The following is a 13,492-nucleotide window of genomic DNA, read 5'->3' as shown; positions in this document are numbered from 1 at the left end:
TATCACCTTATAAAAATTAAAAAGGAATAAAAATTAATTTATTCCATGAAAATAGCCGGTTTGTAAGGCATTGCATTTCTAGCCTTGTTTTCAGGATCATAACTGTCATCACTATGAACAATTATGTCCTTACCAATTTCTTCAGTAATGTAATCAATAGCATCGTTCAATATTTGCTCTTCGTCGATTTTACCGATGAAACGGGTTTTGGTCATTTCACGAGAGATTTTTTTAGCAACATTAGCTATTTCTTTTTTGTCATCGTAAACATTAGCTCCGATTGCCCTACCCATAATTTGGCCAATATCAGGTTTTCCTACCTCATCAGCTATTTTATAAAGTTCCCATTTCCATTCAGGGGCAAGATATATATGCACTTTTGATACATCGCCACCTACCATCTTTTTGATTTGATTTATGTCTTTAATAGTATTTTGAACTAATTGTTCAGAACGTTCTATTTTATCACTTATCAATTCTTCATCATATTCAGGCCATTCTGCTTCAGACACAAAACCTTTACCACCATAATTAGCCCAAAGTTCCTCAGAAGTATGTGGAGTAAATGGTGCTAAAAGTCTAATCCAATTTTCAAGAACAGTTGAAAGAACATAAATAACCGCAGGATCTTGTTTATCAAGTAAATGTTTAACCCTATACATGTAATGATCTATATCCTTCTTAAGCAAGAATAAAGCTTCCTGAAGAGCTTTTCTGGTTTGGAAAACCTCTAAAGCTTCAGTTGCTTCTTTTATATGACTATTAAGCTGACTTAACATCCAAAGATCTATTGTTCTTGAAAGTTCCACTTCTTCAATATTACTTAAATCAAGAGGGCTTCCCTTGATTTCTTCAACTTTGGCTGCAAATTCACTAAACCATTCCAATCTTCTTTTAGTTCCAAGAACTTCTTTTTCTCTCCAATCAAAGTCTTGCCATGGTTCAGCTGAAGCCATTAAGAAAAGCCTTACAACATCCGCACTGTAATCTTCAATAGCATCTTTTAAAAGAATGACATTTCCTTTTGATGAGGACATTTTATTTCCTTCAAGTAAGCCCATACCAAAAACAACAGTACCTTTAGGCCATTTGTCTTCAGGGAAGATTGCACTGTGGTGGAACATTAAAAAGCTCAAGTGGTTTCCAACCAAGTCTTTTGCTGATAATCTCCAATCAAGAGGATACCAATAATTAAACTCTTTTTGAATCTTTTCAACAGTTTCAGAATCCACCTTAATATCATCGCTATCAATATCTAAGAACACTTTATCAAAGAATGCATCATTTAAAAGTTCAGGATCCATATCCCTTAAATATTTGGCAATAGTGTAATAGGACATGTAAATTGTAGAATCGGTTAAAGGCTCGATTAACCATTTATCATCCCAAGGGAGCTTGGTTCCAAGACCGATATTTCTGGAACAAGCCCAATCATCCAACCAGTCAAGATAATATTCGAAATTGTTTCTAATTTCTGGAGGAATAATTTCTTCCCCTTCAAGAACCTTACAGGTTTTTTCAGTCCATTCAGGGTCAGAATATTTCATGAACCATTGATTGTCCATAATTTTAACAACACAACGTTCACCACATCTGCAGATAATAGGCCTTTCTGCAAAGTCATACATGATAGTGGCGGTGTTGTCTGCTATCATATCGTTTTTGAAGTCTTCACGAGCTGCGCGAACCTTAGCCCCTCCATATTTTTCGAGCATTCTTCCTTTACTGAACTCTACCTTATATAGTTCATTTGTTGCATCATGAAGCTTTTCATCTTCCTGACTTGTAATTCCCATTCCTTCAATAATATCTTTTGCAGGAATCTCGCCATAGCCTTTAACTTCAACAACTGGAATTGGATTAACATCAACGATTATGTCTTCCAAATCATATTCTTTCAATAAATCAGAATTCTCCTTTAAGTCCCTTAAAGCAATGAAATCAGCTGGTGCATCAGCAGGTTCTGAGAAAACCACTCCACTACCATATTCCCCACTTACAAAACTAGCCGGAAGAATTGGAAGTTTTTCACCTGTAACCGGATTTTCCACAAAAGTACCGATGTACTCTTTAGGATTGATTTCACCAATTATTTCCATATCTTTAAATTGGTGCTGCAGGTTGTGATGCGCTTCTTCACTTATAATCCAATTTTCGTCACCATTTCTTACTTCAACATACTTAATGTCGGGATTTAACCAAAGATTTGTAGCTCCAACAATAGTTTCTGGCCTTAAGGTAGCAGTTACAAAGAACTTGTCATCACCTTTAAATTTAAGCAATGTAAGTTCGTTAACTCCTACTCCTTCCCCTTCAAGCAAATCATGATCACCAACAGGATTTTCACATCTTGGACAGTATTTTACCGGATGTTCTCCTTTTTTAATTAAATCGGCATCTTTAAGCTTTCTGATTTGCCATTCGATGAATTTTTTATATGTAGGATCAATAGTTCTGAATTCTCTTCTCCAATCAATTGAATATCCCATGTCATGCATCACGTCATGATATTCATTACTGAAGTATTTTACAATAAATTCCGGATCCTCCATTTTCGGTAAAGTTTCTTTAGGAACCTTGTGAACCTTTTCATATAAATCTAAAGTCCATGGAACTTTTCTTTGAATTCTACTTGCAATTCCAATAACTGGTGCACCTGTTACATGCCATGCCATTGGGAATAATACATTATACCCTTCCATTCTTTTGAATCTTGCATAAACATCAGGAACTGTATATGTACGACCATGTCCAATATGCATTGCACCACTAGGATACGGAAACGCAACAGTCAGGAATAACTTTTCTTTTTCGTTGGGATTTGATTCAAATAACTTTTCATCATCCCATTTCTTTTGCCATTTTTTTTCTATGTTTTCTGTCACCAAATCACCAAAACTATCTATTGTTAGGAGTTGCTGGAATTTTTGATTTATGAGTATTGTTTTTAACTTTGAGAATAATCCTTTCAACTTCTTCTAAAGGAATACCAATATCGTCAGCTATTTCTTTTGCATCCATATGTAAGTCAATGTAACCATACAATATCCTGTCTAAAATCTCATAAGGCATTCCAATTTCTTCTTCGTCGGTTTGATTATTCCATAATCCTGCACGAGGAGGTTTTTCTATAATTTCCTCAGGAATACCAATATATTTAGCTAATTGCCTTACTTCAGTCTTATAAAGCTCACCAATCGGCTCCATATCGGATGCTCCATCACCGTATTTTGTAAAGTAACCAATTAAAATTTCACTTTTGTTACCTGTTCCTCCCACAATATAATTCTTAATATTAGCGAAATAATAAACCAGAGCCATTCTAATCCTTGCTTTAAGATTACCAATTGCCAATTCGTTTTCTTCTTCAGGAGTATTTGACACGAGTAAAAATTCGTTCAAGACTTTATCGATTGCCATCTCTTTATATTCAATTCCAAGCCTTTTTGCAATATCAGTACCATGAATCTTATCTTCAGTTGGTGTTGTTGTTGATGGCATTACAAGACCAAACACATTTTCTTTTCCTAGAGCTTCTGTAGCGAGAAATGCTGTAACTGTTGAATCTATTCCTCCACTTAATCCAACTACGATTCCTTCTGCATTAGCTTCAGCTACCTTTTCTTTAATGAAGTTCATTAACTCCTCTTTTGTTGTTTTAACATTTAAATCTGGAATCTGAGTCATCTCAATCACGACTTTAATTTTAATTTTAAATAATATTATTATTTATGATTTTTTTTATTTATAAAAATAAAGTTTTTAATACGCATATTTTGGTTTTTAAAATTTCTTGATGAAATATGACAACTATTAGCTAACTTTATATAGTTAATCAATATAAAAATAACATTAAGTTACTAAAAGTATTTAGGAGGAAATTTTTTTGGCATTAAAAGATTATTTTAAATTTAACGATGATAAGACAACATTCATATTTGTAGGTGGAAAAGGAGGAGTAGGAAAAACTTCAGTATCCGCAGCTACCGCATTATGGTTAGCAAACCAAGGTAAAAAAACATTAATCGTGTCAACAGACCCTGCACATTCATTATCCGACTCTTTGGAAGTGCCAATTGGCCATTATCCACGTGAAATAAAAACAAACCTATACGCTGTTGAAATCGATCCAGATGAAGCAATGGCACAAAAGCAAGCAGCCCTCGAGGCTCAAAAAGCAATGTCAACACAAGACAAATTGATGGGACTTGACATGTTGACAGACCAGTTAGACATTGCATCTGCAGCTCCAGGAGCAGATGAAGCAGCAGCATTTGAAATATTCCTTACAGTAATGACCTCAAATGAATATGATGTAGTAGTATTCGATACCGCCCCAACAGGACACACATTAAGATTATTATCCTTCCCAGAAGTTATGGATTCATGGGTTGGAAAAATGATGACCATAAAAGCAAAATTAGGAGAAACCGCCAACAAACTTAAAAACCTCATACCATTCCTTGATGCTGGAGACGATGTTCAATCCACTGAAGAGCTAGAAAGAACCAAAAGACAAATTAATGAAGCAAAAGAAGTCTTGGCTGATTCTGATAGAACAACATTCAAGATGGTAGTAATTCCTGAAGAGATGTCAATTTACGAATCAGAAAGAGCATTGGAAGCATTAGACAAATATAACATAACTGTAGACAGCGTTATTGTAAATCAAGTGATGCCAGACATCAGCGACTGTGATTTCTGCCATTCCAGACATGAACTTCAACAAAAACGTTTGGTTTTAATTGATCAGAAATTCCGTGACCAGAATGTGCTTCAAGTGCCTTTGTTCAAGGATGAAGTTAAAGGTCAAGAAAAGCTTTTAAACTTGGCTGAAATCCTTTATGAAGACAAGGACAACGATGAAGTACAGCAAGAAGCCATACAATTATAAAAAAATAAGTTATTATGATAATAACTTATTTAAAATTCTTTTTTTCCTACCAATACCATAAAATTACAGTACATATGAACCATAACATTATTATAGCAATTATTAATGACTTTGTATCCCTTTCTTTAGATAATTTGAAAACTGAATACTTTGTTGGATAAGTTGCCCCATTAATAAGCAATAATATTATGTATATTAAAACCGCACCATATCCAGAAATACCAATAGAGACCACCGCCACAAAAAAGAGTAGGATTCTTAAAGTCAATCTAATATTCTCATCATTTGCTGCAAAATGAATCAAAGACTGAGGATTACTCTTATCCATTATGGTCCAATTAAAAAGAAACATAATATAACAAATAACTATCGAAAAGAGAATGAAAGAGCCCCTCAATATTGATAATCCAGTATGAGCAATAAAACAATAAATATTTAAAACTGCCCAAACCAATAGTATTATATTCAATATATCGCTCACTTTTTCCCATTTAACCATTTAATCACCCAATAATCAATCCATCATAATAAAGGGTAAAAATTCTTTTTTATTACAATGCCATGAGCATTTCATAAACTATACTATATAAATAAAGCAAATACATGATTACCACAATTAATGAATCTTTCCTCCTTTTCCCTTCCAATTCAAAAACTGCCCTTTCAGAAGGAGAAATTAATCCATAATCTACCCATATAAGCGCCCAATAAATTAATGCTCCCAGACTTCCACCAAAAAATCCAATGCAAACTAATCCACATATGTATACTCCCCACCTTATCACATATTGACCCACATCATTATGAAGTAAACAAGTCAAAGACTGTGGATTCTTTTCATCTTTAAAACTCCAATCAAAAAGCAATATTACTGTACCTAAAACTATTAAAAAGAAAAAACCAGATTCCCTAAACAGCCCCATATTATGAGAAACAAAGAAATAAACAGTCAATACTCCCCAAATTAGAAGTATTATATTTAATACTTTATTCAAATTCTTCCATTTTTCCATATGATCACCTTTTAAAAAAGAATAAATTATTAAACCTTATTTATTCTATTTTTAAAAACTTTTATTAACACTTTACCAATCATCTACATAAGTAGAAAATTTTTATTCCTATTCAATTTATACATCCAATATACTTCCTAAACAAACTACATTTAAAATTAATAGCTAAAAACATGCTTTTAATTTATTTTAAGTTTAATATTCAATTATTAAGAATTCCAACAAAGACATCTTCAAATTTCTAATTTAAGATAAATAAAAGACCGGCTTAAACTTAAGAAACACTTTTTGAAGATAAAATACTGATAATTACACTAATAAGAATCAAACTATAAAAAAATAAAAAATAAATAAGTTTTACGAACTTATTTATTAACGTTCAAAAAGATTATAAACAGTTAGCGGCTCAACATCATAATTTGAATAAAATATTTTTTCTCCTTTTGTTAGATCACGCTTCCCTTCCATAAAGTCTATATAAACTGCTTTTTCAACATCATAATCGCCAATAGCATTATTATAAGGTATTTCAACTTTATCATAAACCATTGTTTTTTCATTATAAACTGAAAGAATTTTTACATCCCATGAATACTGAAGAGGACTATAATATTGCCAAGTATTAGCCGGAGCATATTTATTCCTATATTCTAAAACCGCCCCATTAGCAGCGCAGGATATTTGTACCAGTCCTGCCACTGGAAAATTTTTACCAATCAATGAAAATACAAGTATCGGAGTATTAATGCCCATATGTTTTAAAAAGAGGCCTCCAAGTTTTTTATAATTTATATTTGCAATCATATTAAAATAGCCTTCTAATGTCATTTTATGAACATTCAATATATAATTTGCATTATATCCTGTTCTAAAATTCTGAGAACCTGGACGAATACATGAAGAACCTTTTAAAATAATATTAGATAATAAATTCTCCATGTTCAAGCTTGTGTAAGTGGAAGTTACACCAGAAGTGAGATTAATAACTATACTATTAGTAGAATTCACTAATCTCAAAGTGAAAACATTATTTTTCTGAGTAATTACGAAATTCTCCCCATTTGCTATTGCAGTCATTATGTTGGTTACTGAATCTACAGCTTGATTTCCAGTTGAAGATAATCCAAATTGTTCGCATAATGAGAATAATAATCCGTGAACCATTCTGAATTGGATTGTATTATTTTTATCCCCATTAACAGTCAAAGGAACTTTAGAATCTAAAGTGAGACCTAACCAATCAAGATTAACCAATACAATGTGACAAGGCTTCTTATCCCAAGTGACATTTAGCTGGTTTGCATATTCATCAGCCATGCAATCCGCAGACCACAATGTCAAAAGCGCAGACAAATACATATTATAAGCATATTTATCATATCCACCATTGAAATTTACGGCCTTTTCTATCTCATTTTGCAAAATTTCGTTGGAAATCTTTTTATAATCAATCAAATAGCTTTGGATTGTATTGAAATTATCAAAAACAGGCATTCCCTTTATGGTCATTTGCTTTTCCTCAAATGTCCATTGGACTTCCCTGTTAAACTCCATATTTTCAGCTTTAAATGATGAATTTATAAATTCATGACCCAAATAATAATATCCCAAATCAAACAGTTTTCTAAATTCATCTTCATAGAACAATAACTTTACGGTAACTTTAGCTACAACCTGGTTATCAATAACAAAAGCTATGTTTTCATAATTTGTTTCTGAAGAATATATTACGCTGAATTGACCAACATCACATGTTCTTCCATGGAAAATCAATTGAAGATTATTGCCTGAAGTTTTAAATCCAATACCTTGCTTGAATGGTATTTTTGACTCCAAACCATCATACCCCACAAAATATGAATTTTTATCAGTAATCTGGTAGAATCCATTTTCATTTTCCCCAAAACAGAATTTATAAACTAAGTTATTGTAATTTACAGTGAATTCCCTAACATAAGTGCATTTAAATCCCTTATGCTCAATGAACTTTGAAATGTCCAACGTATAATTGAAGTTAGGAGTTTTATCCACTACTAGGCTACTGGAATTGGATGATCCTGTAAAAAGTGAATTTGCTTTGAATTCTACTTTCATGGAGTATGTACCATCACTTAAACCAATTTTAAGTCTAGCTATACCATCGTCATCTGTGGAAACTTTATATGTGACAGTCTTTTTAGAGTTGAAACCACTGATAGTGATGTAAACCAATTGATTCTTCAATGAGATGTTGTTTGAATCAAGCAACTTGACTTCATAGCAGTTATTTTTAATGTAAATATTTGAAGTTAAAATATCCAAATGAGTATTTAATTTGAAATTTCCTCTGGATATTGTATTGCATCCTTTAACTTCTCCATATCCACCATCACCATCGAAATAATATGAAATCTTATAATTTCCATCATTCAAATTAATAGGCAAACTAGCTACACCATTTTTATCTGTGAGTTTCTTGTAGCTAAGGGGCTGCTTGAAGTTTGGACCTTCGATTGTAAATACGACAGCTTTATTTTCAATACCCAACCCAGTGTAATTGTTTTTTAAAGTGACTGTGTAGGATTCTCCTTTTCTGTTTAATTTCAAATCAGATGATGATGCAATGGCATTGGCAGGATTAACAATTATCTTGTTTTCGCTACCCTGAGATTCCAATAATAAGAAATTCCTTGCCACATATTCACCAGGTTCCAAATCAAGATTAACATATGCAATTCCATTTTCATAAACCTTTGATTCGATTGTTTTGACAGGTGTTCCATTTTTATAAATATTTGTCTTTAAATTTACATTAACCAGGCATGTATCATTTTCTCCTGTAACGTAAACGTTTAACGGATTGTTGCTATCGACAAATGTTTCAAAATCGTCGGAAGAAATGTTAAGATTGGAATAATCTATTGTCATCTTACCTGAAAGGTAAGCTTTTAAAAAGCCAGTACTATCATAAGTATATGCGTTAATACTATGAATTCCGGGATTTATTGATAATTTAAAAGTTGCTAAACCTTCGCTATCAGTTACTGAAACATTTGATTCACCTGAAGCTGAAAATACCACGACATGACTTTCAACTGGACGATTATATTCATCTATCAATCTAACTGAAAAGTAACTTCCCGGCTGAACCACCCATGATGTTGCTACAAGCCTGGTTTTCAATACATCAACATTTATCGTAGATGATATGGAAGATTTGATGTAATTTGCCTCTTCAAATCTTGCGGAAACCTTATATGTTCCCTTGTTTAGGCCTATCGGCAAGCTGGCTACACCATTGCTGTCTGTTGTTTTTTTATATTCCTTTCCCAAAACTGAAAATATTACTGTTTTTCCAGCCAATTTATGATTATCGCCTCCAATTAATGATACTGAATATTTTCCTTCCTTATATGGTAACTTCAAAGTTTTTTCGCCAATTAAGGAAGTGTTCATTTGTTTAATTTTCACAATGTTAATTACAGATAAACTCTGATTATTTAAAATACTCTCTGTCTTAAAGCTATATGTGCCAGGATTAAGATTAATCGGTAATTTAACCTCTCCAGCATCGTCAGTAATGAGTGTGTAGGTTTTGCTCTTGATTGTTATATTGACCACTTCACCTACACACCCCATTTCACCGTTCATAAGTTTCACATCAAATGATGTTCCATCCTTGAAATACATTTCAATGTCATTTGTTTCCAAATGAACTTCATTGTCTGAAATGGCATCCGTAAGATTTGTATCATCATTTGCAGACACGTTTCCTATTAATAGGATTAATAGAAAAAGCAAACAAAAAATATGTATTTTTCTAATCATATTATCCACCAAACCAGTTGATTTTTTTCAAAAAAAATCAACAAATAACTGTTAGATAATGACTTATATAGTATTAAAACAATTGTGCAGTTTGCAAATCTTTAAAAATAATAAATAAAAAGAGTAAATTAGAAGATAACAAATAAAATTTTCTTTTTAGACTAAATAATTCTAGTGAATAACCATTATGCACATATAGGTAAATTCACTGTCAGCTATTTCTTTTAATGTTGCATTGACAATTCTCTCATCATCATAGCTTAGCCTTTCGCAAACAGTAACTTCCCTACTTTCACTGACTCCATTGTCAAGCAGGAATTGGGCCATATCCCTTACCTTTCTTGATGGAAGCGCAATTGTTGCTTTTCCATTGTTTATAACTTCCAAAATGTCCTCAACGTTTTCCCTGCCATGGAACGTCATTACATTTGCATTGTCCCATTGAATATGGGTCTTTGCAGCGGCCAATTGCAGAGAGCTTATTCCAGGGATAACTTCAATGTTTCCTTCATCGAAACCCTTTTCATCAGCTATTCTTAAAACTGTATTTAAAACTCCTGAAAATCCAGGATCCCCCGTTGACAATATAGCTACAGTCTTGCCTCCAATGGCCAATTCCACAGCTTCCTCTAACTTTTCAACCAAATTTTTCACATTGAATGGAATTTTTTCCCGTATGTCCTCAAACAGGTCTACTGCCCTGATGCTTCCTACAGTCACGTCTGCATTCTTAACTACATCCAAAGCCCTTTTAGTCAAATAGTCACTTGAACCTGGACCTATGCCCACTATGAAAATTTTACCTGCCATGATATCTCTCCTTTTATATGATATTGGAACTGTAAATAAATAATTTTTTGTGTGTTTTTTAAAATAAAGAATTCCTTTAACCTATATTGATTTAAATAGACGACCGATTAAAATTGTGATACCCAATCCTATTATCCCATAAAGCAAAAAACAATACGAAAAATCATAGGATATAAATATAAATGTTAAAAACCAATATTAAATAAGTTAATTATTATTTTGTGATTATTATGCTACAAATTGCAGTAACTGGAAAACCAAATGTTGGAAAATCATCTTTTTTTAATTCAGCTACTTCTTCATCAGTAGAAATGGCTAATTATCCATTTACAACTATTGATGCGAATAAAGCAGTAGCACATGTTATTAGCGAATGTCCATGTAAAGAACTGGATGTTACATGTAATCCAAGAAATTCTATTTGTGTAGATGGAAAAAGATTAATTCCAATAGAACTTATCGATGTGGCAGGACTTGTACCTGGAGCACATGAAGGAAAAGGATTAGGAAATAAATTTTTAGATGACTTAATGCAAGCAAAAGTATTAATTCATGTTATTGATGCATCAGGATCAACAAATGCAGAAGGCCAGCCTGTTGAAGCTGGAAGCTACGATCCACTTCAGGATTTGGAATTCATGGAACATGAAATTGTAATGTGGATGTATGGAATTTTAAATAGAAACTGGTCTAGGCTTGTTCGTAAGATTGAAGCTGAAAAACTAGACATTGCAAAAGTCATTTACGACCAATTATCAGGAACAGGAATAACTATTGAAGACATTATAGAAGCAAAGCGTTCAATAGAACCTGACTATACCAAATGGGAAGAAGAAGATTTCATCCAATTAACAAAAAACATATTGCATATTGCAAAACCAATGTTAATCGTTGCAAATAAAGCAGATTTACCAACAGCTGCTGAAAATATTGAAAGAATACGTGAAAGATTCCCAAATGTAATTCCAACTTCAGCACAATCTGAAATGGCACTTGTAAAAGCAGCAGAATCAGGACTTATCAAATATACCTCTGGAGATTCTGATTTTGAAATTCTTAAAGAAGATGAATTAAATACAGCTCAAAAAAATGCATTAGCATATATAAAAGAAAATATTCTTGAAAAATATGGAAGTACAGGAGTTCAGGAAGCTTTAAATTATGCCATTTTCGATTTACTTGAAAGAATTGTAGTATATCCTGTGGAAGATGAGCATAAATATACTGACCAAAAAGGGAATGTTTTACCAGATGCTATCCTTATCCGCAAAGGTTCAGTTCCAAGAGAATTAGCTTATATGGTCCATACAGACATCGGTGATAATTTTATGCATGCAGTAGATGCACGTAAAAATATGAGAATATCAAGTGAATATGAATTGGAAAATAATGATATAATCAGTATAATAACTAGATAGGTGAAAAAATGGATAAAGAATTAGTAAAAAAAGATATTGAAACTTTAAGAGAAAACAAAAACTGTGCACAATCAACTTTGATTGGACTCTGTAGAAATGGAGAATGCGACATTAGTGAAGAAGAATTGGCTATTTTGGCAAGTGGTTTTGGTGGTGGAATCGGAGGAACCTTCTCTGAAGGAACTTGCGGTGCACTTACCGGTGCAGTAATGGCTTTGGGTTTACTTGAAAAAGATGGACCTACCATAAGTAGCCATGCTAAAGAGCTTTTTGAAAAATTTGAAAAAGAGTATACTTCTGTTACCTGCGGAGTAATTTCAAAAAATGGTGAAGACAAATCTCCTTGTGTTGAATGTTGCGTATACGCAGGAGAAATAGTTGCAGATTTATTAAAATAATGCTTATGCATTATTTCTTATTTTTTAACATTTAAAATAAAAAAAAAAAGAAATGGATGTTTTTATTAAATATTGTCGGTAATCTCGCCGGTGATTGCATCAACAGTTACTGTTCCAACAAAATTTCCTTCTTCATCTTCAATATCGAAAATATAACATTCCCCTTCATGATTAACATCAGATATTGAGTAATCAATAGGAAGTTCATTTTCGACAAGTTCCCTACATTCTGATTCGGTCAATTCATCATTTTTTAAATCAGGATTAGATGAATCGTCAGATATGGCGCTATTTGGATTTACAATGTCGTTTCCCATATCACCAGAATCGTAGGAATTAGAATTTCCTCCAAGATCACCTATCAATTCCATACCTGGAGAGTTGAAAAAACCAATACCATCAGTTGCATTATTATTTACAGTATTGTAATTGTCATTTTCTATTGGATTGCCATCAACAGCCAAGTCATTGTTTGGATTATTATCATTGTTAGCATCATCTGTTAAATTAGATAATTCATTAGAACGATTGACAGCGATTGATAAATTATTCATGTTGAATTGATCATTGTTAACCTGTTTGATGATTTTGCCTATAAAAATGAAATCAACATCGATTTTCGGTTGATGTTTTGAACCAATTCCTAATGGCCCTTTACTAACCTTATTAGATTGTCCATCATTAAATACAACACTATTTGCCATTTGAACATCCAAATCTTCATCCAAAGCACCAACACAAATTCCTTCTTTTCCATTAGTTACTAAAATATATGTTGAATCCCCCTGTTCAAAAGCAACTGCATTTGTAGGCAAGTTAGCTAAACTAACCATTTTTGCTCCATGTAACGATTTTAAATAATTAGACATTGAATCAGTGCTTTTGAAAGTTTGCACAGAAATTCCATATTTAGTATCTTCAAATCCAGAAACTGTTTTTGTAAACTTAGCATTTACAGGCACTTTCATTTTAATACCATCAAAACTAGCAGTTTTCATTTCTGGATCATAATTCATAGAAATAGCTGCCACTGCCCCTGCAGAAACTATTGCTATTGCCACCATAGAAATAATTAAAATTTTCTTATCCATTATTTAAAAACTCCTAAAAAAAGATTTTATGTATAAATAGTTATTATATGTGTATTGAAGA

Annotated in this window: 10 protein-coding genes; 3 read left to right on the top strand and 7 right to left on the bottom strand. The window is 32.5% G+C overall.

Annotated features, from left to right (window positions below; translation table 11 throughout):
- Nucleotides 1-38: 38 nt before the first annotated feature.
- Nucleotides 39-2,885, bottom strand: a complete 2,847-nt coding sequence (gene leuS, locus Q4P18_RS00395; RefSeq protein WP_303334376.1) for a leucine--tRNA ligase — start codon at nt 2,883-2,885, stop codon at nt 39-41.
- Nucleotides 2,886-2,898: 13 nt separating this feature from the next.
- Complete coding sequence (locus Q4P18_RS00390) at nt 2,899-3,687, bottom strand: NAD+ synthase (RefSeq protein WP_303334375.1); 789 nt, start codon at nt 3,685-3,687, stop codon at nt 2,899-2,901.
- Between the two features lie 199 nt (nt 3,688-3,886).
- On the opposite strand from Q4P18_RS00390, the gene Q4P18_RS00385 reads away from it, so the two are divergent.
- Complete coding sequence (locus Q4P18_RS00385; protein WP_303334374.1) at nt 3,887-4,894, top strand: TRC40/GET3/ArsA family transport-energizing ATPase; 1,008 nt, start codon at nt 3,887-3,889, stop codon at nt 4,892-4,894.
- Nucleotides 4,895-4,940: 46 nt separating this feature from the next.
- Here the strand turns inward: Q4P18_RS00385 and Q4P18_RS00380 are convergent, their stop codons facing one another.
- From Q4P18_RS00380 to Q4P18_RS00365, 4 genes are all read right to left on the bottom strand, one after another.
- Nucleotides 4,941-5,393 carry a hypothetical protein gene (locus tag Q4P18_RS00380; RefSeq protein WP_303334372.1) on the bottom strand — a complete coding sequence of 151 codons (453 nt, stop codon included), beginning with the start codon at nt 5,391-5,393 and terminating at the stop codon, nt 4,941-4,943.
- 52 nt (nt 5,394-5,445) lie between these two features.
- Entirely contained in the window at nt 5,446-5,907 is a 462-nt protein-coding gene (locus Q4P18_RS00375) for a hypothetical protein (protein ID WP_303334370.1), read from the bottom strand.
- A gap of 372 nt (nt 5,908-6,279) precedes the next feature.
- Entirely contained in the window at nt 6,280-9,714 is a 3,435-nt protein-coding gene (locus Q4P18_RS00370) for a hypothetical protein (RefSeq protein WP_303334368.1), read from the bottom strand.
- 171 nt (nt 9,715-9,885) lie between these two features.
- Entirely contained in the window at nt 9,886-10,524 is a 639-nt protein-coding gene (locus tag Q4P18_RS00365) for a cobalt-precorrin-7 (C(5))-methyltransferase (protein ID WP_303334366.1), read from the bottom strand.
- Nucleotides 10,525-10,754: 230 nt separating this feature from the next.
- Between Q4P18_RS00365 and Q4P18_RS00360 the strand changes: the two genes are divergently transcribed.
- Both Q4P18_RS00360 and Q4P18_RS00355 read left to right on the top strand, forming a co-directional pair.
- Nucleotides 10,755-11,942 carry a redox-regulated ATPase YchF gene (locus Q4P18_RS00360; protein WP_303334364.1) on the top strand — a complete coding sequence of 396 codons (1,188 nt, stop codon included), beginning with the start codon at nt 10,755-10,757 and terminating at the stop codon, nt 11,940-11,942.
- A gap of 8 nt (nt 11,943-11,950) precedes the next feature.
- Nucleotides 11,951-12,340, top strand: a complete 390-nt coding sequence (locus Q4P18_RS00355; protein ID WP_303334362.1) for a C-GCAxxG-C-C family protein — start codon at nt 11,951-11,953, stop codon at nt 12,338-12,340.
- A gap of 65 nt (nt 12,341-12,405) precedes the next feature.
- Here Q4P18_RS00355 and Q4P18_RS00350 read toward each other — a convergent pair whose 3' ends face one another.
- A complete protein-coding gene (locus Q4P18_RS00350) occupies nt 12,406-13,431 on the bottom strand; it encodes a hypothetical protein (RefSeq protein ID WP_303334360.1) in 1,026 nt (341 codons plus the stop codon).
- Nucleotides 13,432-13,492 lie beyond the last annotated feature (61 nt).

The organism is Methanobrevibacter sp., assembly GCF_030539665.1.
Classification (GTDB): domain Archaea; phylum Methanobacteriota; class Methanobacteria; order Methanobacteriales; family Methanobacteriaceae; genus Methanocatella.
The sequence above is the reverse complement of the archived record's forward strand: the minus strand, read 5'-3'. Positions and strand labels throughout refer to the sequence as shown.

Bases quoted from the DNA above. Each gene is read 5' to 3' on its own strand.
- Q4P18_RS00370 (WP_303334368.1), bottom strand. From the start codon at position 9,714: ATGATTAGAAAAATACATATTTTTTGTTTGCTTTTTCTATTAATCCTA.
- Q4P18_RS00380 (WP_303334372.1), bottom strand. From the start codon at position 5,393: ATGGTTAAATGGGAAAAAGTGAGCGATATATTGAATATAATACTATTG.
- Q4P18_RS00360 (WP_303334364.1), top strand. From the start codon at position 10,755: ATGCTACAAATTGCAGTAACTGGAAAACCAAATGTTGGAAAATCATCT.
- Q4P18_RS00365 (WP_303334366.1), bottom strand. From the start codon at position 10,524: ATGGCAGGTAAAATTTTCATAGTGGGCATAGGTCCAGGTTCAAGTGAC.
- Q4P18_RS00390 (WP_303334375.1), bottom strand. From the start codon at position 3,687: ATGACTCAGATTCCAGATTTAAATGTTAAAACAACAAAAGAGGAGTTA.
- Q4P18_RS00350 (WP_303334360.1), bottom strand. From the start codon at position 13,431: ATGGATAAGAAAATTTTAATTATTTCTATGGTGGCAATAGCAATAGTT.
- Q4P18_RS00355 (WP_303334362.1), top strand. From the start codon at position 11,951: ATGGATAAAGAATTAGTAAAAAAAGATATTGAAACTTTAAGAGAAAAC.
- Q4P18_RS00375 (WP_303334370.1), bottom strand. From the start codon at position 5,907: ATGGAAAAATGGAAGAATTTGAATAAAGTATTAAATATAATACTTCTA.